General features: G+C 64.4%; 19 protein-coding genes, 1 tRNA gene and 1 pseudogene. 10 read left to right on the forward strand and 11 right to left on the reverse strand.

Annotated elements, in window-relative coordinates:
* Positions 1-114: 114 nt before the first annotated feature.
* The 5 genes and pseudogenes from ABZ677_RS07030 to ABZ677_RS07050 all read left to right on the forward strand — a co-directional run.
* Positions 115-423 (forward strand): annotated as a pseudogene (locus ABZ677_RS07030) (TM2 domain-containing protein); the annotation flags it as partial.
* A 266-nt stretch (positions 424-689) separates the two neighbouring features.
* Entirely contained in the window at positions 690-5,273 is a 4,584-nt protein-coding gene (gene gltB / locus ABZ677_RS07035) for a glutamate synthase large subunit (RefSeq protein WP_358367839.1), read from the forward strand.
* Positions 5,266-6,771: a glutamate synthase subunit beta gene (locus ABZ677_RS07040; protein ID WP_037192681.1), complete on the forward strand. Its 1,506-nt coding sequence runs from the start codon at positions 5,266-5,268 to the stop codon at positions 6,769-6,771. The genes gltB and ABZ677_RS07040 overlap by 8 nt, the downstream gene beginning before the upstream one ends.
* A 122-nt stretch (positions 6,772-6,893) precedes the next feature.
* Positions 6,894-8,312, forward strand: a complete 1,419-nt coding sequence (gene pyk / locus ABZ677_RS07045) for a pyruvate kinase (RefSeq protein WP_082323730.1) — start codon at positions 6,894-6,896, stop codon at positions 8,310-8,312.
* 96 nt (positions 8,313-8,408) lie between these two features.
* Positions 8,409-9,242: an acyl-CoA thioesterase II gene (locus ABZ677_RS07050; protein ID WP_230596361.1), complete on the forward strand. Its 834-nt coding sequence runs from the start codon at positions 8,409-8,411 to the stop codon at positions 9,240-9,242.
* Here the strand turns inward: ABZ677_RS07050 and ABZ677_RS07055 are convergent.
* Positions 9,208-9,732: a DNA-deoxyinosine glycosylase gene (locus tag ABZ677_RS07055; RefSeq protein WP_358367733.1), complete on the reverse strand. Its 525-nt coding sequence runs from the start codon at positions 9,730-9,732 to the stop codon at positions 9,208-9,210. The two genes, ABZ677_RS07050 and ABZ677_RS07055, sit on opposite strands and share 35 nt — an antisense overlap.
* Before the next feature lie 57 nt (positions 9,733-9,789).
* On the opposite strand from ABZ677_RS07055, the gene ABZ677_RS07060 reads away from it, so the two are divergent.
* Entirely contained in the window at positions 9,790-9,993 is a 204-nt protein-coding gene (locus tag ABZ677_RS07060) for a hypothetical protein (protein ID WP_141217065.1), read from the forward strand.
* Here the strand turns inward: ABZ677_RS07060 and ABZ677_RS07065 are convergent.
* Complete coding sequence (locus tag ABZ677_RS07065; RefSeq protein ID WP_037192667.1) at positions 9,969-10,457, reverse strand: anthrone oxygenase family protein; 489 nt, start codon at positions 10,455-10,457, stop codon at positions 9,969-9,971. The two genes, ABZ677_RS07060 and ABZ677_RS07065, sit on opposite strands and share 25 nt — an antisense overlap.
* Positions 10,458-10,609: 152 nt before the next feature.
* On the opposite strand from ABZ677_RS07065, the gene ABZ677_RS07070 reads away from it, so the two are divergent.
* Positions 10,610-11,599 (forward strand): AraC family transcriptional regulator, encoded by a 990-nt coding sequence (locus ABZ677_RS07070; protein WP_358367736.1) that lies wholly within the window; start codon positions 10,610-10,612, stop codon positions 11,597-11,599.
* On the opposite strand, the gene ABZ677_RS07075 is transcribed toward ABZ677_RS07070, so the two are convergent.
* The 3 genes from ABZ677_RS07075 to ABZ677_RS07085 all read right to left on the reverse strand — a co-directional run bounded on the left by ABZ677_RS07075 (position 11,584) and on the right by ABZ677_RS07085 (position 12,646).
* Entirely contained in the window at positions 11,584-12,315 is a 732-nt protein-coding gene (locus ABZ677_RS07075) for an AAA family ATPase (protein ID WP_358367739.1), read from the reverse strand. The genes ABZ677_RS07070 and ABZ677_RS07075 overlap by 16 nt on opposite strands.
* Before the next feature lie 3 nt (positions 12,316-12,318).
* Positions 12,319-12,495, reverse strand: a complete 177-nt coding sequence (locus ABZ677_RS07080; protein ID WP_170945993.1) for a hypothetical protein — start codon at positions 12,493-12,495, stop codon at positions 12,319-12,321.
* Positions 12,496-12,569: 74 nt separating this feature from the next.
* Positions 12,570-12,646 (reverse strand) — tRNA-Leu (locus ABZ677_RS07085).
* A gap of 120 nt (positions 12,647-12,766) precedes the next feature.
* Here ABZ677_RS07085 and ABZ677_RS07090 point away from each other — a divergent pair.
* Positions 12,767-13,399: an ANTAR domain-containing response regulator gene (locus tag ABZ677_RS07090; protein WP_037192661.1), complete on the forward strand. Its 633-nt coding sequence runs from the start codon at positions 12,767-12,769 to the stop codon at positions 13,397-13,399.
* Positions 13,400-13,572: 173 nt separating this feature from the next.
* Positions 13,573-14,907 carry an ABC transporter substrate-binding protein gene (locus tag ABZ677_RS07095; RefSeq protein ID WP_037192660.1) on the forward strand — a complete coding sequence of 445 codons (1,335 nt, stop codon included), beginning with the start codon at positions 13,573-13,575 and terminating at the stop codon, positions 14,905-14,907.
* A 145-nt stretch (positions 14,908-15,052) separates the two neighbouring features.
* Here ABZ677_RS07095 and ABZ677_RS07100 read toward each other — a convergent pair whose 3' ends face one another.
* From ABZ677_RS07100 to ABZ677_RS07115, 4 genes are read right to left on the reverse strand one after another with little or no spacing between them, the layout of a single operon-like run.
* On the reverse strand, positions 15,053-15,853 hold the full coding sequence (locus tag ABZ677_RS07100) for an ABC transporter ATP-binding protein (protein WP_032394315.1): 801 nt from the start codon (positions 15,851-15,853) through the stop codon (positions 15,053-15,055).
* Positions 15,853-16,947, reverse strand: a complete 1,095-nt coding sequence (locus ABZ677_RS07105; protein WP_230596336.1) for an ABC transporter ATP-binding protein — start codon at positions 16,945-16,947, stop codon at positions 15,853-15,855. The genes ABZ677_RS07100 and ABZ677_RS07105 overlap by 1 nt, the downstream gene beginning before the upstream one ends.
* The gene (locus ABZ677_RS07110) at positions 16,940-17,929 is read right to left on the reverse strand and encodes a branched-chain amino acid ABC transporter permease (RefSeq protein WP_032404006.1); all 990 of its coding nucleotides are present in this window, start codon (positions 17,927-17,929) and stop codon (positions 16,940-16,942) included. Before ABZ677_RS07110 ends, ABZ677_RS07105 begins: the two co-directional genes overlap by 8 nt.
* Before the next feature lie 7 nt (positions 17,930-17,936).
* Positions 17,937-19,277, reverse strand: coding sequence for a branched-chain amino acid ABC transporter permease (locus ABZ677_RS07115; protein WP_358367745.1), 1,341 nt, complete (start codon positions 19,275-19,277; stop codon positions 17,937-17,939).
* Positions 19,278-19,537: 260 nt separating this feature from the next.
* Between ABZ677_RS07115 and polA the strand changes: the two genes are divergently transcribed.
* Positions 19,538-22,279 (forward strand): DNA polymerase I, encoded by a 2,742-nt coding sequence (polA, locus tag ABZ677_RS07120; protein WP_037192659.1) that lies wholly within the window; start codon positions 19,538-19,540, stop codon positions 22,277-22,279.
* Positions 22,280-22,373: 94 nt separating this feature from the next.
* Here the strand turns inward: polA and trxA are convergent, their stop codons facing one another.
* Both trxA and ABZ677_RS07130 read right to left on the reverse strand, forming a co-directional pair.
* A complete protein-coding gene (gene trxA / locus ABZ677_RS07125; RefSeq protein ID WP_037192657.1) occupies positions 22,374-22,745 on the reverse strand; it encodes a thioredoxin in 372 nt (123 codons plus the stop codon).
* Between the two features lie 87 nt (positions 22,746-22,832).
* Positions 22,833-23,831, reverse strand: coding sequence for a helix-turn-helix domain-containing protein (locus ABZ677_RS07130; protein WP_094635400.1), 999 nt, complete (start codon positions 23,829-23,831; stop codon positions 22,833-22,835).
* Positions 23,832-24,008 lie beyond the last annotated feature (177 nt).

The raw sequence follows: 24,008 nt of genomic DNA on the forward strand, positions 1-24,008 counted from the left end.
GCGGGTTACCCACCGCCATCCGAAGGGTCCGGCCAGTACGGTGCGCCGCCGCCCCCGCCGTATGCGGGCGGGCAGTACGGCGCTCCCCAATACGGCGGCCCTCAGTACGGCGCTCCCCAATACGGTGGTCCCCAGTTTCCAGGCGGGCCCGGATACATGGATCCGATGGCTCCGTACGGTCGGCACCCGGTCACCGGGGAGCCGTTCTCCGACAAGCAGAAGCTGACGGCAGGTCTGCTCGGCATCCTGTTGGGCGCGTTCGGTGCAGGGCGTTTCTATCTGAATCAGCCGGGCATCGCGGTGGCGCAGATAGCCGTCACGTGGCTCACCTGCGGTATCGGCGGAATCTGGCCGTTGATCGACGGCATCATGATGCTCACCGGCAGCGTGCGTGATGAGCACGGTCGACCGTTGCGCGACTGACGATCACATTCGTCACAGCCGGCATTCGCGATTGCATCGATGCGAATGACAGCTGCTACGATTTCGCCATCCGGGAGAGATCTCGGATTCTTTCGCGGGCCAGAGCTGTCCCGGTGAATTCCCGATAGGCAGTTCAATTCGGCTCATCCGACCGTCTCGGTCGACTCGAGCCGACCAGCCGGCGGGGTTGCCGAGACTTCCGATGCAGGGTCGAAGACACTGCACCGCTTGCACGCACCCCACCGGCCTACGTGGAGGTGATCGTGGTGCTGTTTTCTCGGATGCCTGCGGAGCAAGGTCTGTACGACCCGAGCTCGGAGAAGGATTCCTGTGGCGTGGCGATGATCGCCGACATCGCGGGTCGCCGCTCCCACGCGATCGTCGCCGACGGCGTTCTGGCACTGGAGAACCTGGAGCATCGCGGAGCTGCCGGTGCCGAGCCCAACAGTGGTGACGGCGCGGGCATTCTGATCCAGCTGCCGGTCGAACTCCTCGCCTCCCTCGCGCCGTTCGATCTGCCCGCGGCCGGAGCCGACGGCGACAACACGTTCGCGGCCGGAGTGTGTTTTCTGCCGCAGGGCATCCGTGAGCGCGCGATCGCCGTCGAGCGCGTCGAAACCGTTGCGGCCGAAGAGGGTCTAAACATCCTGGGCTGGGTTCCGGTCGAGGTCGATCCCGATCGAGCCGATGTGGGCCTCACCGCCCTCGGCTGCATGCCCTACATGAGCTACCTCTACGTCACCGCCCCCGAGGTCGACGGCACGCGTCCCGCCGGTCTCGCGCTCGACCGTCTCGTCTACGGATTGCGCAAGCGTTCCGAGCGGGTCACCCCCGAGATCGAGGCCGAGGGGTCGGGGCTGTTCTTTCCGTCGCTGTCCTCGCGCACCATCGTCTACAAGGGCATGCTCACCACGATGCAGCTGCCGCTGTACTTTCCGGAACTGCGTAACCCTTTGTGCACGAGCGCCATTGCCATCGTGCACAGTCGCTTCTCGACCAACACGTTCCCGTCGTGGCCGCTGGCGCACCCGCATCGCTACGTCGCGCACAACGGCGAGATCAACACCGTCAAGGGCAACCGAAACAGGATGCGGGCTCGCGAAGCGTTGCTGTCGAGTGACCTGATCCCCGGGGACCTGGAGCGTTTGTTCCCGATCTGCAACCCCGATGCCTCGGACTCGGTGTCCCTGGACGAGGTGCTCGAACTACTGCACCTCGGCGGACGCAGCGTGCCGCACGTGGTGATGATGATGGTGCCCGAGCCGTGGGAGAACCACCGCACGATGGATCCGCGGGTGCGAGCGTTCTACCAGTTCCACTCGTCGATGATGGAGGCCTGGGACGGTCCGGCCTGCGTGACGTTCACCGACGGCAGCTATGTCGGAGCCGTGCTGGATCGCAACGGCCTTCGCCCCGGCCGCTGGTGGCAGACGGCGGACGGTCGCGTGATCCTCGCCAGTGAGGCAGGCGTGCTCGACGTGCCCCAATCCGAGGTCGTCGCCAAAGGTCGCCTCGAGCCCGGCAAGATGTTCCTGATCGACACTGTCGCCGGACGTCTCGTGCCGGACGAGGAGATCAAACTCCAACTGGCAACCGAACATCCGTACCAGGAGTGGCTGCACGCGGGCCTGCTCGAGATCAAGAGCCTGCCCGAGCGCGCTCACATCCAGTACAACCACGACTCGGTGGTGCGCAGGCAGGTCGCTTTCGGCTACACCGAGGAAGACCTCCGCGTCGTACTGACGCCGATGGCCGCATCCGGGGGCGAGCCGCTCGGTTCGATGGGTACCGATACCCCGGCCGCAGTGATGTCGCAGCGATCGCGCCAGCTCTACGACTACTTCATCGAACTGTTTGCGCAGGTCACCAACCCGCCGCTCGACTCGATCCGCGAGGAGATCGTGACCTCGCTCGCGCGGGTGATGGGTCCCGAGCAGAACCTGCTCGAGCCCACTGCGGCGTCGTGCAGGCAGATCGTGTTGCCGTGGCCGGTGCTCGACAACGACGAGCTCAACAAGATCATTCATATCAACGACGACGGCGACCATCCGGGACTGTCGGCCACGGTGTTGCGTGGGCTGTACGAGGTCGAGCGCGGCGGCGAAGGTCTCGCAGAGGCCATCGAGGAGTTGCGTGCCCGGGCATCGGAGGCGATCGCTGCGGGGTACACCACGCTGATCATTTCCGATCGCGATTCGGACCACACCCGCGCCCCGATCCCGTCCCTGCTGGCCACCTCGGCGGTGCACCATCACCTGGTTCGCACCAAGGAGCGCACCAAGATCGCGCTCGTCGTCGAATCCGGTGACGCGCGCGAGGTGCACCATCTGGCGCTGCTCATCGGCTTCGGTGCCGCAGCGGTCAACCCGTATCTGGCGATGGAGTCGATCGAGGATCTGGTCGGCGAAGGCGAACTCACCGGAGTCGAACCGACGATCGCGGTACGGAATTACCTGTACGGGCTCGGCAAGGGCGTGCTCAAGGTGATGTCGAAGATGGGCATCTCGACCGTCGGGTCGTACACCGGCGCACAGGTTTTCGAGGCCGTCGGTCTCGATCGCGAGGTGGTGCGCGAGTACTTCAAGGGCACGGTCAGCAAGCTCGGCGGCGTCGGTCTCGACGTGCTCGCCGAGGAGGTCAAGCTGCGCCATCGTCGGGCGTACCCCGAGAATCCGACCGACCGCGTCCATCGCCGGTTGGAGATCGGCGGTGAATACCAGTTCCGGCGCGAAGGCGAGCTGCACCTGTTCACCCCCGAGACGGTGTTCCTGCTGCAGCACGCAACGCGTACCGGTCGATACGACGTGTTCCAGAAGTACACCGACGAGGTGGACCGGCTCGCTCGCGAAGGCGGTGCACTGCGCGGTCTGTTCGAGTTCAAGGACGGTGTCAGGCCGCCGGTTCCGCTCGACGAGGTGGAATCGGTCGAGTCGATCGTCACGCGGTTCAACACCGGCGCGATGAGCTACGGATCCATCTCGGCCGAGGCGCACGAGACGATGGCCGTCGCGATGAACAATCTGGGCGGACGGTCCAACTCGGGGGAGGGCGGCGAGGACGTCGACCGGCTCTACGACCCGACGCGACGCAGTGCAGTCAAGCAGGTAGCCAGTGGTCGGTTCGGTGTCACCAGCGACTATCTGGTCAACGCGACGGACATTCAGATCAAGATGGCGCAGGGTGCCAAGCCGGGCGAAGGTGGCCAGCTGCCCGGTTACAAGGTGTACCCGTGGGTGGCCAAGACCCGACACTCGACGCCGGGTGTCGGCCTCATCTCGCCGCCACCGCACCATGACATCTATTCGATCGAGGATCTCGCGCAGCTGATCCACGATCTCAAGAACGCCAACGAGAAGGCGCGCGTGCACGTCAAACTCGTCAGTTCCGTCGGCGTCGGCACGGTGGCGACGGGCGTGAGCAAGGCCCACGCCGATGTCGTCCTGATCTCCGGATACGACGGCGGAACCGGTGCTGCGCCGTTGACCTCGCTCAAGCATGCAGGCGCTCCATGGGAGATCGGCCTCGCCGACGCCCAGCAGACATTGGTGCTCAACGGCCTGCGTGATCGCATCACCGTGCAGTGCGACGGCGGCATGCGCACCGGACGCGACGTCATCGTTGCGGCGCTGCTCGGTGCGGAGGAATTCGGGTTCTCGACGGCCCCGCTGATCGTGGCCGGGTGCATCATGATGCGCGTCTGTCACCTCGACACCTGCCCGGTCGGTGTCGCGACGCAGAACCCGGAGCTGCGCAAGCGGTTCACCGGCAAACCCGAGTTCCTCGAGGACTTCTTCAAGTTCATCGCCGAGGACGTGCGAAAGTACCTCGCGCAGCTCGGTTTCCGGAGCATCGACGAGGCCGTCGGTCACGCCGATGTGCTCGAGACGGCAGCCGGAGTGGCGCACTGGAAGAGCAAGGGACTCGATCTCGCGCCGATCTTCGCGATGCCCGTCGACCGGCACGGTGCCCCGATGACGCAGCGTCGACGCCTCCGCGCGCAGGACCACGGTCTCGATCTCGCGCTGGACCGCACTCTGATCCAGTTGGCCGAAGGAGCGCTGGAGGACGCGCATCCGGTGAAGCTCGAGCTGCCGGTACGCAACGTCAATCGCACCGTCGGAACTCTGCTGGGGTCCGAGGTCACCCGGCGTTACGGCGCGGTCGGGTTGCCGGACGACACCATTCGCATCGCGTTCACCGGATCGGCCGGTCAGTCTCTCGGGGCCTTCCTGCCGCCGGGCATCACCATCGACCTGGTCGGTGATGCGAACGACTATGTCGGCAAGGGATTGTCGGGCGGCCGAATAGTCGTGCGTCCCGCCGAGGATGCGCCGTTCGTCGCAGAGGACAACGTGATCGCAGGAAACACGATTCTCTACGGTGCCACCTCGGGCGAGGTGTACCTGCGCGGTAAGGCAGGGGAGCGGTTCGCGGTCCGCAACTCGGGAGCGATCGCGGTGAACGAGGGCGTGGGCGACCACGCGTTCGAGTACATGACCGGCGGTCGTGTCGTGGTGCTCGGGCCCACCGGTCGCAACATGGCTGCGGGTATGTCCGGCGGTATCGCGTTCGTCCTCGGTCTCGATCCGGCGGATGTGAACATGGCGATGGTCGAACTGCAGGTGCCCAACCCGGACGATCTGGTGTGGCTGCGCGAGACCGTCGAGAATCACCGACGGTGGACCGGTTCCACCGTCGCGACCTCGTTGCTGGCCGATTGGCCCCGCCGGTCTGCGCTGTTCACCAAGGTCATGCCCGTCGACTACCAGCGGGTGCTGGAAGCGACAAGAATGGCGCGCGCCGAAGGGCGCGACGTCGATGCTGCGATCATGGAGGCTGCACGTGGCTGATCCACAGGGATTTCTGAAAGTCGTCAAGCGTGAGGCTGCCAAGCGTCCGATCGGCGAGCGCGTCAAGGACTGGAACGAGGTGTACTCGCACCAGCCGGCGAGCGAGCGTGCCGCCGAGGTCTCCGATCAGGCGCGTCGCTGCATGGACTGCGGTATTCCGTTCTGCCACTCGGGAACTGCGGGCTGCCCGCTGGGAAATTTGATCCCCGAGTGGAACGACCTGGTGCGCCGCGGCCGCTGGGATGCGGCCAGCGACCGACTGCATGCGACCAACAACTTTCCGGAGTTCACCGGGCGGGTCTGCCCGGCCCCGTGTGAATCGGCGTGTGTGCTGTCGATCTCCGAGGCGGCCACCGGCGGAAGCGTGACGATCAAGCGGGTCGAGCAGACCATCGCGGACCTTGCCTGGGAAGACGGCAGCATCGTTCCGCAGCCGCCGACGATCACCACCGGCAAGCGGGTCGCCGTCGTCGGCTCGGGCCCTGCGGGATTGGCTGCGGCGCAACAGCTCACGCGCGCCGGGCACGACGTCACCGTGTACGAGCGTGACGATCGTCTCGGCGGACTGCTCCGCTACGGCATCCCCGAGTTCAAGCTCGAGAAGTCGGTGCTCGATCAGCGCCTCATGCAGATGCGGGCCGAGGGAACACATTTCGTCACCGACTGCGAGGTCGGGATCGACTTCACCGTCGAGCAACTGCGCGAATCCTTCGACGCAGTCGTTCTCGCGGTCGGAGCTCTGCGGGCCCGTGACAACGCCGAGGTCATCGGTCGCGAGCTCGACGGTATCCACCTGGCCATGGAGCATCTGGTGCCGTCGAACAAGGAATGCGAGGGCGACGGTCCCACCTCCATCTCCGCAGCGGACAAGCACGTGGTCATCATCGGTGGCGGTGACACCGGAGCCGACTGCCTGGGTACGGCCCACCGCCAAGGTGCCGCTTCGGTCACTCAGCTCGACTACAACCCGGCTCTGCCCGGGGCTCGCGACGACAGTCTCTCGCCGTGGCCGTCGTGGCCGCTGGTGCTGCGGACCTCGCCCGCGCACGCCGAGGGTGGCGTCGTGCGTCATCAGGTCGCGGTTCAGCGATTCCTCGGTGACGAGCGCGGGCACGTTCGTGCGATGGTGCTCGCCGAGGTGGAGGTGCAACGCGACGCGGACGGTCGACGCATCGTCACGCCCATCGGGGAGGAGATCGAATTGCCCTGTGATCTGGCGTTGTTCGCCATCGGTTTCGAGGGCGTCGAGCACGGTCCGCTGCTCGACGAATACGGCCTCGCACTGACCAAGCGGGGCGCGCTCTCGTGTGGTCCCGACTGGCAGACCACGGCACCCGGCGTGTTCGTCTGCGGGGATGCGCATCGCGGTGCTTCGTTGGTCGTGTGGGCGATCGCGGAGGGTCGATCTGCGGCCCACGGAGTCGATGCTTTCCTCACCGGACACTCGGAATTACCGTCGCCGGTACACCCGACCGCACTGCCTCTGGCGGTCGTGTGACCCCCGTCTCTGAACCGGTACAGGCCATCCCAGCAGCGGGGTAACGTGGCTACCGATCGGTAGTATCGCGGTGGATGCGTCTGCGATAGAGAACGGGGCGTCCAGCGGCTAGGCTCGCTTTCGTGAGCCGACGTACTAAGATTGTCTGCACCCTTGGACCTGCAACCGCAACCACAGAGCGCATCCGCGAACTCGTCGAGAGTGGAATGGATGTCGCACGACTGAACTTCAGCCATGGTGATCACCCCGATCATCAGGCCAACTACGAGAGGGTTCGCGCAGCATCGGACGCCACCGGCAAAGCCGTGGGCATTCTGGCCGACCTGCAGGGACCGAAGATTCGTCTCGGGCGTTTCGCCGAGGGCTCGACCACCTGGGCGGCCGGCGAGCTGATCCGCATCACCGTCGAAGAGTGCGAGGGCACTCACGACCGGGTGTCGACCACGTACAAGGAACTGGCTCAGGACGCCAAGGAAGGCGACCGCCTGCTCGTCGACGACGGCAAGGTCGGCCTCGTGGTCACCGGCGTCGAAGGCAACGACGTGCTGTGCCGTGTCACCGAAGGTGGACCGGTCAGCAACAACAAGGGTGTGTCCCTGCCGGGCATGGACGTGTCCGTTCCCGCCATGAGCGAGAAGGACATCGCCGACCTCGAGTTCGCCCTCGCTCTGGGATGCGACTTCATCGCACTCTCGTTCGTGCGTTCCCCCGCGGACGTCGAACTCGTCCACGCCGTCATGGACCGCGTCGGCCGCCGCGTTCCGGTCATCGCCAAGCTCGAGAAGCCCGAAGCCGTCGACAACCTCGAAGCCATCGTGCTCGCGTTCGATGCGATCATGGTCGCCCGCGGTGACCTCGGCGTCGAGTTGCCCCTCGAGCAGGTGCCGCTGGTGCAGAAGCGTGCCATCCAGATCGCCCGCGCCAACGCCAAGCCCGTCATCGTCGCGACCCAGATGCTCGAATCGATGATCGAGAACTCCCGCCCGACGCGCGCCGAGGCGTCCGACGTCGCCAATGCCGTGCTCGACGGCACCGACGCGGTCATGCTCTCCGGTGAGACCTCGGTCGGTAAGTACGTCATGGAAACTGTGCGGACCATGGCCCGCATCGTCGAGACGGTCGAGACCGAGGGCGACAGTGTTCCTCCGCTGACGCACGTCCCGCGCACCAAGCGTGGCGTCATCTCGTACGCCGCCCGTGACATCGGTGAGCGCTTGGACGCAAAGGCACTCGTGGCGTTCACCCAGTCGGGAGACACCGTTCGACGGTTGGCTCGTCTGCACACCAAGCTTCCGTTGCTCGCCTTCACCTCCATCTCCGAGGTCCGCAGCCAGCTGTCGCTGAGCTGGGGCACCGAGACGTTCCTGGTCCCGGATGTGGGTTCCACGGACGCGATGGTCAAGGAAGTGGACCGGGCGCTGCTCGAGCTGGGTCGATACAGCAAGGGCGACCAGGTCGTGATCGTGGCCGGTGCCCCTCCCGGCACAGTAGGCTCGACCAACTTGATCCATGTGCACCGAATCGGAGAAGAGGACCGGTAAGTGGTCGAAGCGGGGGGAACCGGCGTCAGCGAAAGCGCGCCGAGCAGTACAGCAGTACGCAAGACCGATCTCGAGACGCTCCTCGATCTCCTCGCACTGGAGGAGATCGAGGAGGACGTGTTCGTCGGCGTTCACCCCGAGCAGGTGGGCAGCCGTACGTTCGGGGGACAACTGGTCGCTCAGGGCCTGATCGCGGCGGGTCGCACCGTCTCCGGTACCTCGCGAGACGTGCATGCGATCAACGCCCACTTCATCCGCGGTGGTGACGTCAAGAAGCCCATCGAATACCGGGTCTCGCGCCAGCGCGACGGCCGCGCTTTTGCCAACCGGCAGGTCACCGCAGTTCAGGACGGCAACGAGCTGTTCGTCATGCTCGCTGCCTTCCAGGATTTCGGTACAGGCCTCGAGCACAGCGTCGAGGTGCCCGAGGTTCCGTACCCCGACGCGCTGCCACCGCTCGGCGATCACTTCGTCGGGTACGAGGATCGACTGCAGATGTTCGTCGACGCCCTCAAGCCGATCGACATGCGGTACGCGAACGATCCGGCGTGGATCATGCACGGCACCGGCGAGAAGCTCAACCACAATCGCGTGTGGATGAAGGCCGACGGGGATCTGCCCGACGCCTCGATCTTCCACGCCGCAACCATGGGCTACGCGTCGGACACCACGGTGCTCGACTCGATCATCACCACCCACGGTCTCTCGTGGGGACTCGATCGCATCGTGGCGGCGACGGTCAACCATTCCATCTGGTTCCATCGCCCGTTCCGGTTCGACGAGTGGGCGCTCTACGCCACCGAATCACCCGTCGCTGCAGGGTCCCGTGGCCTGGCCACCGGACGGTTCTTCTCGATGGACGGCCAATTGCTGGCCACCGTCGTGCAGGAAGGTCTCATTCGCCACTTCCCGAAGCGGGTCCGAGCCTGAGTGCATCCGACCACGCGCGCGTCTTCGCATCCAGGTTCAGTGAGGCGTGCGCCGGGCTGGTCGACGGTAATCGAGTCAATTCGACGTGGGGGAGCGGCAGTTTCGTTGCGACGTACCGTCGGTAGCTCTCGGCTGCTTTGGCTCCGTTGAAGAACACCCTGACGATGCCGGGGTGCTCGGCGAACAACTCGTTGAAATCGTTTGTCTCGATGGAGGATTCGATGATCGCCGAGTCCAGACTTCCCTCGCGCGTGCACAACTTCAGCACGTCCCACACCGCGACGCCATGGCTGCGCAGACGCTCGGTGCGCGCGTCGTAGTGGAGTTCGGGGCCTGCATCGAACACCGTTCCCATGATCGGCCAGAACGCATTTCGTGGATGGGCGTAGTACTGCTGCGCGGCCAGCGAGGCGACGCCGGGCATGGACCCCAGGATCAGGATTGTTGCGCCCGGTCCGATTATCGGATCGAAACTGTGCACCACGGTCATTGCGTGATTACAGCAAATCCCCGCGGGGGCGCCGGACGGGGGACCACAATGGAGTTCATGTTGGATCCACGCGTACTCGACAACAACGAACTCGAAGCCGAACTCGCCGCACTGCGCCGGGGGCGTGATGCGGCGATGGACGAAGGCGCGCGAGATGTCTCGACCGCCGACACCGACCACCTCATCGCGCGGTTCGAGGAAGAGATTCGCAAGCGACACCAGGATTCGGTGTCCGATCAGCCCAGTGCCGATCTGCCCTGACCCACGATCAGGACGGCGCATGCGGCGGTCGCCGCGACCGTCCTGACGTTGTTCCATCGCGTCCACTTGTCGGTGAAGTTCTGCCACACCGCGGCGCCTGCCGCACTGCCGGGATCCACACCGGCCAGTGCGTCGTTGAGGGGGACGTTCAGAACGGCCGTGATCGCGAAGCATCCGAGAATGTAGAGAACGGCACCGCTCACGACGAGCAGGGGTGAACCCCGACCGGTCGACACGGCGAGAATCGCTGCGAGAGTGCACGATACGGCAGTTCCGAAGAACAGGCCGAGAAACATCGGGTTGAGAATCGCCGCATTGAATCTCTGCATGGCGGCGATGGCGTCGGGTACCGGCAGTGTTGCCAGGCCGGGGAGCACACTGATGGAGAAGGCGAGCAGCACTCCTGCGACCAGCCCGCATCCGATGGCGGACACGAGGGTGGCGACCGAGGACGCCCGCTCCATCACGACGGGTCTGTTCGGTTGATGTTCACGGTCGGTGATCCTTTCGACGAGGATTTGTCCTGTCGTCCACTGTTGCTCGGAATATCAGGATGATCAATGCTCGAAACGCCGGATTCGATGTCCGATCGTCCAAGTGGTGCAACAATCGATCGATGCGTGGACTCGACCCCTGGAAGTCGCCCGATCCGCTCGGTGAGGCCCTGCACTTTCTGCGGTTGACCGGATCGTTCTACGTACGATCCGAGATGAGCGGTTCGTGGGGTCTCGACCTGCCCGCCATGGAGGACGCGCTGTGGTTTCACACGGTGGTGGACGGTCGGTGCCTGCTGTCGGTTCCCGATGAGCCGACGCGTGAGTTGGTGCCCGGCGATTTCGCATTGGTCCCGCATGGGCGAGGTCACGTTCTCGCCGCCGACGAGGATGCGGCGACGCGAGCGGCGAGTGTGTACGACCTCCCGCACGAGTACGTCAGCGACCGATACGCGGTGATCACTCACGGTGAGGGAGCAGGACCGGCCGCCACCCTGGTGTGCGGAGCGGTGCGGCTGGATCACCCTGCGGCGCAACAGCTCGTCCGTCTGCTGCCTGCTGTGGTGTTCGTCGATGCGGAGCCCGGACCGAAACAAGCGAGAATGCAGAACGTCCTGGCGATGGTGGCGGACGAAGCCCGAGTCCTCGAGCCCGGGGGAGAGGCGGTCATCACCCGGCTGTCCGACATTCTGGTGATCCTCGCACTGCGGTCGTGGATCGCCGGCAGTCCGCGAGCGCAGTCCGGGTGGCTCGGAGCGTTGCAGGACGACCGAATCGGAGCTGCGTTGGCTCTGATTCATCGATATCCCCACGAGCGGTGGACCGTTGCGGCTCTGGCGTCGAGCGCCAACATGTCGCGTTCGGCGTTCTCGGCGCGTTTCACCGAACTGGTCGGCGAATCGGTGATGAGCTACCTGGCGACGTGGCGAATGCAGGTCGCGTATCAGACCTTGCGTTCCGAGGACGTCGTGCTGGCCGAATTGGCCCGACGCAGTGGGTATCTCTCGGAGGCGGCATTCGGTAAGGCCTTCAAACGGGCGATGGGGGTTTCTCCGGGAAGTGTGCGTCGCCGTCGTGAGGTGTCGATGGCCGACGGTCAGTCGAGCAGATGACGGAGATAGCTGTTCGGGTCCTCGAGGTAGCGACGCCAGTGCTGTACCAATTCGAGTTCGTCCCAGGTACTTCGGCGTAGACCGTGTTCGCCGACTTCGACGATGTCCGCACCTGGGGTCGACGCCAGAATCGGTGAGTGGGTCGCGCAGACGATCTGCGCGCCCTCGTTACCCAGCTCGGACATCAGTGCAACGAGCTGCAGGCTCGCGGTGAACGACAGGGTCGATTCCGGCTCGTCCAGAACGTAGAAACCGGGTTCGGCCAACATAGCGCCGAACATGGTCAGGAAGCCCTCGCCGTGGCTCATCTCCGCGGTGTTCTCGTCCCAGAAGCCCGGCATGCCGCCGAGGTTCTCGGCCATGTCGAATGCGGTCTCGGCGCGCAGGAAGAAGCCGCGCTTGTTCAGTCGTGGGCCACGAAGCATTCGAGAACCCCGCGGCGTGGTCTCGAGTTCGAGTACCTCGCCGAGGGCGCTGGTCACCTCGTCGAAACGACGTGATTGCTGCGCCGCCCGACCACCACGGGCATCGATACCGAAACCCTCGGCGATCGCCTCGACGAGGGTCGATTTACCGGAACCGTTGTCGCCGACCAGAATTGTGACCGGTGCCAGGAACTCGAGTCCGTCGCGAGCGAGGTCGGCGACAGCAGGCACGGTGAAGGGCCAGTCCGATCCGACGTCGTCGCCGTGGACGTGGGCGCGTTCTACGAACATGGTTCAGGCAGTGACCAGACGGTCGACGTAACCGGTCTCGTGGGCGGTGTCGGCGCTGCAGGTGTAGTAGACCCACTCCGCCGACCGGTCCGCCGAATCCCCGAAACGATGGTCGACCTTCGCTGCGCACAAACTGCCCGCACTGGTGTCATGGCAACGGAGACTGCTGGGTATGTACATGACTCCACTGTAGGCGCGATCATGGGCGGCCATTACCGACCGCTCGATCGTGTCAAGACCGTGCTTCGCTGTTGTGGTGCCCTCGGTGAGACTCGAACTCACACTGGACGGGTTTTGAATCCGTTTCCTCTGCCAATTGGGATACGAGGGCTGGCGTCTTTCAAGCAACGATTGACGAGTTTAGAAGATGCGCTTTCGGGGGCGCGCACCGGTACCCTTCAGATGCTCGACGGCCCTGATGGGCGATGACTGTCAAAGGAGACCGATACAGATGAATGCTCCTGGTGCGCACGGTACTGGCAAGCCCCCGCTTCGCGTGGTGGTCGCGGAGGACGAATCCCTGATCCGACTCGACCTCGTGGAGATGCTCCGGGAAGAGGGTTACGACGTGGTCGGTGAAGCGGCCGACGGTCAGCAGGCGGTGGAGTTGGCCGTCGAACTGCGTCCCGATCTGGTCATCATGGATGTGAAGATGCCGCGTCGGGACGGAATCGATGCGGCATCGGAGATCGCCGAGAAGCGCATTGCGCCCGTTGTCATTCTCACCGCGTTCAGTCAGCGCGAGCTGGTGGAGAAGGCGCGCGATGCCGGAGCGATGGCGTATTTGGTCAAGCCGTTCACCAAAGCCGACCTGATGCCCGCGGTGGAGTTGGCCGCCAGTCGTTTCGGCGAGATCTCCGCTCTCGAATCCGAGATCGTGGATCTGCAGGACCGGCTCGAGACGCGCAAGCTCATCGAGAAGGCCAAGGGCATCCTGATGACCTCGCAATCGCTCACAGAACCGCAGGCGTTCAAGTGGATTCAGCGTGCCGCCATGGATCGCAGGACGACGATGAAGGCCGTCGCGGAGGTCGTGATCGAGACTCTCGGTACCCCCGCGAACAAGCCTGTGGCAGAGAGCTGATCGACCCGCGAAAGCTACGGACACGTAAAACTTCGACTCTCTAGGTCACAGTCAGGTCACGAGCGTCGTTCTAGGCCTTGCGAATCAGCTCCGAGCATTAGCGTCTGACCCACACGTGAGCCACATGTAACTCAGGTGCGCTTCATCGACGAGCAATTTCAAGGAGAACCTAGATGGCAATTCGGACCTATGTCCGCACGGCTGCGGTGCTGAGCGTTACCTCGCTCGCACTGTTCGGCTGTTCGTCGAGCGACGACTCGGGCTCGACCGACTCCACCAGTGCCAGCGGCGGCACTGCAGCCGCGGAAACGACCGTCTCCACCGACTGCACGCCCGAGCAGGCCACTGCCGGGGCAACCCCCGACACGGCACCGCTGGTGGTGGGAACCCTCCTCCCCGAGACCGGAACCCTGGCCTTCCTCGGCCCGCCCGAAGTTGCCGGCGTGCAGTTGGCCATCAACGACGTCAACGAAGCCGGTGGCGTCCTCGAGCAGCCCGTCACGCTCATCCCCGGTGACTCGGGTGACACGACGACCGATACCGCCAACACCACGGTGGACCGTTTGCTCGCCGGCGGCTCCGACGTCATCGTCGGTGCAGCGTCGTCCTCGGTCTCGCTCAAGGTCATCGACAAGATCGCCAGCGCAGGCGTCGTGCAGTTCTCGCCGGCGAACACGTCCGATCAGTTCGTCTGCTACCCGGACAAGGGCCAGTACTTCCGTACCGCACCCACCGACGTGCTGCAGGCCCAGGCCTTGTCCCAGCTGATCGCCCAGGACGGCGCGCAGCGCGTGTCCATCCTCGCGCTCAACGACCCGTACGGCACGGGCCTGGCCGCGAACACCGCGGACAACCTCGAAGAGGCGGGCATCGCGGCGGACCAGATCCAGACCACGATCTACGACCCGAACGCACAGTCGTTCAACGCCGAGGTCGACGGTGTGAAGAACTTCAACCCGGACGCCGTGGCCATCATCGGCTTCGAGGAGTCCGCGAAGATCATCACCCGTATGCACGAGATCGGCATCGGACCGTCCGACGGCACGCTGGTCTACGGCGTCGACGGCAACATGGGTAACGCCCTCGGTGAGTCGGTTGCACCGGGTCTGCTCGACACGATGCGCGGCACCACCCCGTTGACCGATGTCGGCACCGGATTCCAGGACCGTCTCAAGGTCGTCGATCCGGCCCTGGTGGACTTCAACTACGCGGGTGAGTCCTACGACGCAGTGATCATCTCGGCGCTCGCTGCAGAGCAGGCCAAGTCGACGGCAGGCACCGACATCGCTGCCAACATCAACAGCGTCACCAAGGACGGCACCAAGTGCACCAGCTACGCCGAGTGCCTTCCGCTCGTCAAGGCCGGAACCGATATCGACTACGACGGAATCACCGGTGCGCTGAACTTCAGTGACGCAGGAGAGCCCGCCACCGGTTCCTACGGCAACCTGGTCTTCGGACCGGACAACACCCTGACGACGGAAGATTACATCGTCGTCGGTGAGTGATCTGTAACTGTCACACAGCCTCTGGGCCCGAGTCCTCGATCAGGACTCGGGCCCAGAGGTTTTCGTATGCGTCGCACGTTCGACGGCAGCGAGAAGGCCCCGGTTCGATGGCGATCGAACCGGGGCCTTCGTCGTTGTCGAGCAGCTACTTCTTCTCTTTGCTTCCTGCCAGTGTGCCGAGGTACAGCTCGATCACCTTCGGGTCGTTCATCAATGCCGGACCGGTGTCGGTGTAGGCGTTGCGGCCCTGATCGAGGACATAGCCACGGTCGCAGATCTGGAGGCAGCGACGGGCGTTCTGCTCGACCATGATGATCGAGACGCCCGCTGCATTGATCTTCTTGCAGCGGATGAACACCTCGTCCTGGAACATCGGTGACAATCCGGCCGACGGTTCGTCGAGGAGCAGTACCGACGGCTCCATCATCAGTGCGCGTCCCATGGCGACCATCTGTCGCTCGCCGCCGGACAGCGCGCCGGCCTTGACCTTCTTGCGCTCACCGAGCAGCGGGAACAGCTCGCTGACGAACTCGAAACGCTCGCCGAACTTCTTGGGACGCAGATAGATTCCCATTTCGAGGTTCTCTTCGATGGTGAGCGACGGAAACACGTTCTGCGTCTGCGGAACGTAGCCGACTCCCTTGGTGACCAATACGTGCGCTTCTGCGGAGGTGATGTTGTCACCTCGCAGTTTGACGCTGCCCTCACGGACGGCGACCAGCCCGAACAGGGTCTTGAGGAGGGTCGACTTTCCGGCACCGTTGGGCCCGATGATGCCGACGATCTCCCCGTCGTTGAGGAAGAAGTTGCATTCGCTGAGGATGTTGACACCGGGGATGTACCCGGCCACCAGCCCATCGGCGCGCAGCAGTGCACCCTCGGCGAGTCGCGCGTGCTCCTCGGGTGTCGCGGCGAATTCCGCAGGCGTCAATGTCTGTTCGCTCATCAGTTGTCCTCCTTGGCCCGGTGTGAGCCGCCCTCGGCGACGTCGGGCGTCACTGGGCTGACGAACTCCGGTTCCGAAAGATCGCCTCCCGCTTCGAGTTCCTCTTTCTCGGCCTGCTTCAAGGCCTCGGCCAGTTCGGCGGTGGCTCCGACCGGATTGCCGTCGGCGTCGAATTCCAGAGCCTGATCGTGATGGCTACCGAGATACGCGTCGACGACGGCTCCGTTGTTGGAGAGCTCCTCCGGGGTGGACTCGGCGATGATGCTGCCCTGCGCCATCACCACCACCCAGTCACTGATGTCGCGGATGACGTCCATGTCGTGCTCGACGAACACCACCGTCATACCGTCGTCGCGAAGCGACTTGATGTGCCCCAGAAGTGACTGCGTCAGAGCCGGATTGACCCCGGCCATCGGCTCGTCGAGCATGACCACCGACGGATCGGTCATCAGCGCTCGCGCCATCTCCAGCAGCTTGCGCTGGCCGCCGGACAACGAGCCGGCCAGGTCGTCGGCCTTGGCGTCGAGCTTGAAGCGGCTCAGTAGCTCGTAGGCGCGTTCGGTGATCTGGCGTTCCTGGGCCTTCCACGTCCACGGCATGAACGTGTTGATCATGCGTTCACCGCGCTGACCGGTTGCACCCAGTCGAACATTGTCCAGCACAGTCAGTTTCGACAGCGCCTTGGTCAACTGGAACGTGCGCACCACACCTTTGCGGGCCACCTGGTGCGGATGCATCCGACCCAGTTCCTGGCCGTCCATCGACCACGTGCCGGTGTCGGGGCGATCGAATCCGGTGAGCAGGTTGAACAGGGTGGTCTTGCCTGCACCGTTGGGCCCGATCAGGCCGGTGATGCAGCCGCGCTGAATTTCGAGGTGCGCCACGTCGACGGCTTTGAGGCCGCCGAAGGTACGCGAGACGCCGTCGACCACCATGGTGGCGTCCGGCTTCGGCGCGCCGGGTTCGTTGGGCACACCGGCGAACAGGGCGGCGCGTTGATCGCTCGACAAGGCCTGGGCGGCGCGTGATTCGAGGGTGCTGGCTTTCTTGCTCGGTGCGGCCGTTGCAGCAGCATCCTTGCTCGGGTCAGGCATTGAGTTGAACCTCTCGCTTGTTGCCGAGAATGCCCTGAGGTCTGAACACCATCAAGACGGCGATCAGGATTCCCAGGAGCACGAATCGCGTGGCACCGACCTGGGCACCGGTGAGGTTGAGCACCGGGTCGTCGCCGGAGATCAATTGCCGCAGAATCGCATCGGGAATGGACAGCAGGAACCAGAAGAGCATCGCGCCCAGCACCGGGCCGAACACTGTTGCCGCCCCACCGAGGATCAGTGCGCCGAAGGCGAAGAACGTCTGCGCGGTCGAGTAGAAGTCGGGGTTGATGGACTGGGTCTGCAATGCGTTGAACACACCGCCCATGCCGCCGATGACACCACCGAGAACCAGTGCCTGCATCTTGTAGACGAAGACGTTCTTGCCCAGTGAGCGGGCAGCGTCCTCGTCCTCACGGACGGCCTTGAGGACGCGTCCCCAGGGGCTGTGCGTCAGGAGGTAGATCACTCCGCACAACAGCAGGACCAGTGTCCAACCGACGAGCATGGCCCACAGGTCGTTGCCCAGGAAGCGCACGCCGAGGAAGCTGTACGACTTGCCGCCCTCGAACGGACTCATGCTGGTGAACGGTCCGGCGAAGCCGGTGATGCCGTTGGTCGACTTGGTCACCGAATCCGTTGCGGTCGAACGGAACACCAGTCGCAGAATTTCCGAGGCGGCGATGGTGACGATCGCGAGATAGTCGGCTCGCAGTCGTAGCGTCGGAATGCCGAGCACCAGGGCGAGCAGCCCCGCTGCGGCGAGTCCCACCAGAATGCCGAGCCAGAGCGGCTGTTCGTAGGTGATCGTGGTGATGCCGACGCCGTAGCCGCCGAGCAGTGCGAAGCCGATCTGGCCGAAGTTGAGCAGTCCGGCGTAGCCGAAGTGCAGGTTCAGGCCGATGGCGAGCAGAGCGTAGAAGATGGCGGACGGGCCGACCAGCTGAGCGAGTGAGATCTGAAGTGCGCCGATGATATCCATGTGAAGGTCACCCGATCCTTTGTCGCGAGCCGAGGATGCCCTGTGGGCGGACGACGAGGATGAGAATCAAGACGAGCAACCCTCCGATGTATTTGAGATCGGGATTGATGACCAGCGTCGACCACTGCACGAGCAGACCGACGATGACGCAACCGAGGAAGGCGCCGTAGGCCGTTCCCAGTCCACCGAGCGTGATGCCGGCGAACATGAGCAACAGGAGTTTGAAGCCCATCTCCCACTGCACGCGACCGCCGAGTTCGGAGAGCCCGAACAACACGCCGCCGAGGGCAGCCAGGCCACCGCCGAGGCACCAGACGAACGTGACCACGCGCTCGACGTTGATGCCGGAGGACGCGGCGAGGTCTCGGTTGTCGGCCACCGCACGCATGGCCTTGCCGATCTTGGTGCGCTGCAACATCAGTGCAACGCCGACCAGCACGACGATGCTGATGACGATGCAGGCGAGGTTGACGTTGGTGATCGACAGCGGACCCCAGTTGTTCTCGGTCTGAGCCTGGTAGTCGTCGAAGGGTTCGGAGCGGTCCGAGAAGAAGATCAGGATGAGATAGCGCAGTGCGATCGCGAGGCCGATCGTCACCACGAGCTGTGCGATGAGGCCGGTTCGTCGCTTGCGCAACGGCCGCCATATCAGGGCGTTGTTGAGCCAGCCGATCGCGACTCCCACGACTATCGCCAGCAGCGTGGCCGGAATCAGTTGTATCCCGACACTGACGTTGAAGAACCACGCCGCGACGGCACCGAGCGTGACCATTTCTCCGTGCGCGAAGTTCGTCAGACCGGTGGTGCCGAAGATCAGACTCAGTCCGACCGCGGCGAGCGCGATGACGAGGCCGAAGCGAAAGCCGTCGACGGTGGTGCGGACGAACTTCTCGTAGAACGGGACGCTGGTGGCGGTTCTGGCCTCACCGAACGAGAAGATGACGGTGTTGGAACGCCCTGCCTGCACATCGCGCTGGACCTCGCCCTGGACGCTGACCCCGTCGGGGAGCGTTTCCTGAACGACCTGGAATGTGTATGTGCCGGGAGACAATTCGAGGGTCCACCGGCCGCCGGTTTCACTGGTGGTGCGGGCGACTTCGGAGCCGGACGCGTCCAGCGCCGCGACATCGACGCCGATGAGTCGTTCGCCACCGTTGTTGAGAGATCCGGCGACGCTGACCGCGTCCGCAGGCGGTGCCTGTTCGGCGCTGGTCCCCGGTGCTGCCGGGGGAGTGGGGGTAGGTTCCTGGGCCAATGCCGGCGCACTGAACAGCAGCGCGGCAATGGAACTCAGAACGGCGAGTAGGAGTGTTCGCTGGAAGAGCCGAACGGCAGATCTTGCGCGCAACCTCGGCGGTTGCACCTTTCTGGTCCATCGAACATTTGGAGCCACGCACGTCCTCCGGACGGTTGTCGTTGAGTCACGGGTTGGGGATTTACTGCAATTGTCGGACTCTATCCGCTGAAACGACGCAAAATCGGCGACTGAGATTTCCGGAAAGTATCGGTTGTGTTTCGCGGTGCGCGACGCGAGCCGTGAGTGCGTTCGCGTCGTGGCACCTGCATCCGGCTACGAGTTGTCGGACCGGCTCCCTAGACTGATCAATCGTGAGCCCAGTAACGGAGAAAAGTGCAGCGCCGGCAGCCGAGACCGATGCGAAAGCGGGCGGGGAGCGGCCCACGTTGCTGCTCATCGACGGCCACTCGATGGCGTTCCGGGCATTCTTCGCATTGCCTGCGGACAACTTCAAGACCACCAGCGGCCAGTCGACCAACGCCGTCTACGGGTTCACCTCGATGTTGATCAATCTGTTGCGGGACGAGAAACCGACGCATATCGCGGCGGCGTTCGACGTCTCTCGGCAGACCTTCCGCGCCGAGCGGTTCCCCGAGTACAAGGCGAACCGCAGCAAGACGCCGGACGAGTTCGCCGGCCAGGTCGACATCACCAAGGACGTACTCGGGGCCATGGGTATCCCGGTGATGGCAGAGGCGGGCTTCGAGGCAGACGACATCATCGCCACTCTCGTGACCCAGGCGGAGGCGCTGGGCTACCGCGTTCTGGTGGTCACCGGCGACCGCGATGCGCTGCAACTGGTGACCGACAACGTCACGGTGTTGTATCCGCGCAAAGGCGTCTCGGATCTGACTCGCTTCACCCCCGACGAGGTCGCCACCAAGTACGGGTTGACGCCCTCGCAGTACCCGGACTTCGCGGCCCTGCGCGGAGACCCGAGCGACAACCTTCCTGGCATTCCCGGGGTCGGCGAGAAGACGGCCACCAAGTGGATCATCGAATACGGTTCCCTCACCGCGCTCGTCGACAACGTGGACAAGGTCAAGGGCAAAGTGGGAGATGCACTGCGCGCCAACCTGTCGAGCGTGGTGCTCAACCGCGAGCTCACCGAGATGGTGCGCGATGTGCCGTTGCCGTACACCCCCGATCAGCTCGAACTCGCTCCGTGGGACCGCGAGAAGATCCACGCCCTGTTCGACGATCTGGAATTCCGCATTCTGCGGGACCGGTTGTTCGAGACTCTCGCGTCGGTCGAACCCGAGGCGGAGGAAGGGTTCGACGTCCGCGGTGGCATCGTCGCGCCGGGCGAACTGGCCGCGTGGCTGGCAGAACACGCAGCCGACGGCCGGCGGAGCGGGCTGTCGGTCCTCGGCCCGCGTCGGCCGTTCGACAGCGACGCGACGTCGGTGGCGATCGCCGCGGCCGACGGTGAGGGTGCGTTCGTCACGACGACCGCTCTGGACGAATCCGACGAGCAGGCACTCGCCGCCTGGCTCGCCGATCCGGCGCAACCCAAGGCACTGCACGAGGCCAAGTGGGCTCTGCATGCGGTTCGTGGGCGGGGCTGGACCCTCGCCGGGTTGACCACCGACACCGCCCTGGCGGCGTACCTGGTTCGGCCCGGTCAGCGATCGTTCAATCTCGACGACCTGTCGTTGCGCTACCTCAAACGCGAACTCCGGGTGGAGGATGCGGGCGAAGGTCAGATGTCGTTGCTCGACGCCGAGGACACCGCAGATGCGGCGTTCGCGGAGGGCGAGATTCTCAAGGCGCGGGCCGTCATCGACCTGGCCGATGCGCTGGACGCCGAGCTCGCCGCCATCGAGTCGACCACCCTGCTCTCCGAGATGGAGCTGCCTCTGCTGACGGTGTTGGCCGATGTCGAGGCAACCGGTATCGCCGTGAACGGTGATCACCTGCGCGCACTGCAGTCCGGATTCGCCGCTCAGGTGGACGAGGCCGCGAACTCCGCGTATGGCGTGATCGACAAGCAGATCAACCTCGGGTCACCGAAGCAGTTGCAGGTGGTGCTGTTCGAGGAACTCGACATGCCCAAGACGAAGAAGACCAAGACCGGGTACACCACCGATGCCGATGCGCTGCAAGGGTTGTTCGAGAAGACCGAGCATCCGTTCCTCAAGTTCCTGCTCGATCACCGTGACGCGACGCGGATGAAGGTGACGGTCGACGGCCTGCTGAAGTCCGTTGCCGACGACGGACGTATCCACACCACGTTCAATCAGACGGTCGCGGCCACCGGACGACTGTCGTCCACCGAGCCGAACCTGCAGAACATTCCGGTGCGCAACGAGGCGGGTCGCCACATCCGGGACGGCTTCGTCGTCGGGGCCGGGTACGACACCCTGCTCACTGCCGACTACAGCCAGATCGAGATGCGCATCATGGCGCACGTCTCCGGCGACGAAGGGCTGATCGAGGCGTTCAACACCGGCGAGGATCTGCACAGTTTCGTCGGTGCCCGGGCGTTCGGCGTGCCGATCGAGGAGGTCACTCCCGAGCTGCGTCGTCGGGTCAAGGCGATGTCGTACGGATTGGCCTACGGACTGAGCGCATTCGGTCTCGCCGCGCAGCTCAAGATCTCCACCGACGAGGCGAAGCAGCAGATGGAGGCGTATTTCGCGCGTTTCGGTGGCGTCCGTGACTACCTGCGCAACGCCGTCGAGGAAGCGCGCAAGGTGGGGTACACCTCGACGCTGTACGGCAGGCGTCGCTATTTGCCCGATCTGAACAGCGACAATCGTCAGCGCCGCGAGGTCGCCGAGCGGGCCGCACTCAACGCCCCGATCCAGGGCACCGCCGCAGACATCATCAAGGTCGCGATGATCGACGTGCACCGATCGCTGGCGGAGTCGACGCTGAAGTCACGAATGCTGTTGCAGGTGCACGACGAACTGGTACTCGAGGTCGTCGAATCCGAGCGTGAGGAAGTCGAGGCGCTGGTACGCGACAAGATGTCCTCGGCCATCGAACTGTCGGTGCCGCTCGAAGTGTCGGTCGGTACCGGCCGCAGCTGGGATGCCGCAGCTCACTGAATCGGGCCGGCTCACTGATCGAACCCGTGGCACAGCGAAGGGCCGCTCACCGAAAACTCGGTGAGCGGCCCTTCGCGTCGTTCTGTGTGACGAGCTACTCCGCTGCGGGAGCCTGCTCGGCGATCTGCTGGCGCACGACGTCCATGTCGAGTGCCTTGATCTGACCGACGAGGTCCTCGAGCGCAGGTGCAGGCAGTGCGCCTGGCTGTGCGTACACGAGAATTCCTTCGCGGAACGCCATGATCGTCGGGATCGACTGGATCTGCGCTGCGGCTGCCAGCCCCTGCTCGGCCTCGGTGTCCACCTTGGCGTGCACGACGTCGGGGTGTGCGTCGGACGACTTCTCGAACGTCGGCGCGAACTGGCGGCACGGTCCGCACCAGGATGCCCAGAAATCGACCAACACCACGTCGTTGTTCGTCACGATCTCGTCGAAATTCTGCTGGGTCAAAGTCTGAGTGGCCACGCGGTCCCTTTCGATTGATTGCGCTTCTGGATTGTCTCAACGCAGCTACTCGCCGGAATCATCCCGGCCGGGTCGGAGCGCGGCGTGTCAGGCGGGCTGAGGTGCGGCACGGAACGTGCGGCGGTACGAGTTCGGTGTGGTGCATCGCAACCGCACGAAGTGCTGCCGCAGAGCGGCGGCATTTCCGAAGCCGACCACCTCGGCGATCGAATCCATCGGCAGATCTGAATTCTCCAACAGCTGCTGCGCCGCCAGTACTCGTTGGTCGTTGAGCCAGCGCGCGGGTGTGGTTCCGGTTTCGGCCGCGAACTTGCGGGCAAAGGTTCTCGCCGACATGTTCACCCGCGCCGCCAACCGACCGATGGTGAGCTCGGAGTCGAGATTCTCGGTCATCCAGTCCAGCAGCGGAGCCAGCGTCTCGGTGCGAGTGGCGGGCAGGGGACTGGTGACGAACTGAGCCTGGCCACCGTCGCGATGAGGCGGAACGACCATCCGGCGGGCGATCCCGTTGGCCACGACGCTGCCCTGGTACTTGCGCACGATGTGCAGGCACAGGTCGATGCCGGCTGCCGTGCCTGCGCTGGTCAGCACGTTTCCGTCGTCGACGTAGAGGACGTTCGGATCGACCTGCGCGAGTGGGTATTTCGCGGCCAGCAAAGCGGAATGCCGCCAATGCGTCGTACAGGGGCGGCCGTCGAGCAGGCCGGCCTTGCCCAGAACGAACGCGCCGTTGCACAGGCTGGCGACCATGGCACCCCGGTCGACGGCCGCGCGAAGTTTGGCCAGTAACGGCTCGATGGACGAGTTGTATCCGACTCCGCAGACATAGGTACCGTCTTCGGCGGCTTCGGTGCCACCGGCCGGAATGATGATCAGATCGGCGCTGTCGAGACTGTCGAGATCGTGTGGCACGTCGATGGTGTAACCGACGCGGGTGCGGATCGGTTGGGGGACACCTGCGATCAGGGAGAAGTCGTAGGTGGGTAGGCCCTCGTCCGAGCGATCGAATCCGAACACCTCGCAGGCGACGCCCAGCTCGAACTGTTCGGTCAACGGCATCAGCGCGACAACCACTCGTTTCAGCATGAAAAGCAGTATGGCAGAAAGTCGTCGATATATGGCATTACTGCCACTCGTGCGCGCTCTCCACAGGTTGGAAGCTAGCGGCATGACAATTGTATTGGTAGTTGTGTTGTTGTTGCTCGCCCTCGACGCCCTCGTGGTTGCAGGCTTCGCTCCCGATACCCACGCGGAGGTGACCCA

Origin of the sequence: Rhodococcus sp. NPDC006774, assembly GCF_040636045.1 — a bacterium.
Taxonomy (GTDB): domain Bacteria; phylum Actinomycetota; class Actinomycetes; order Mycobacteriales; family Mycobacteriaceae; genus Rhodococcoides.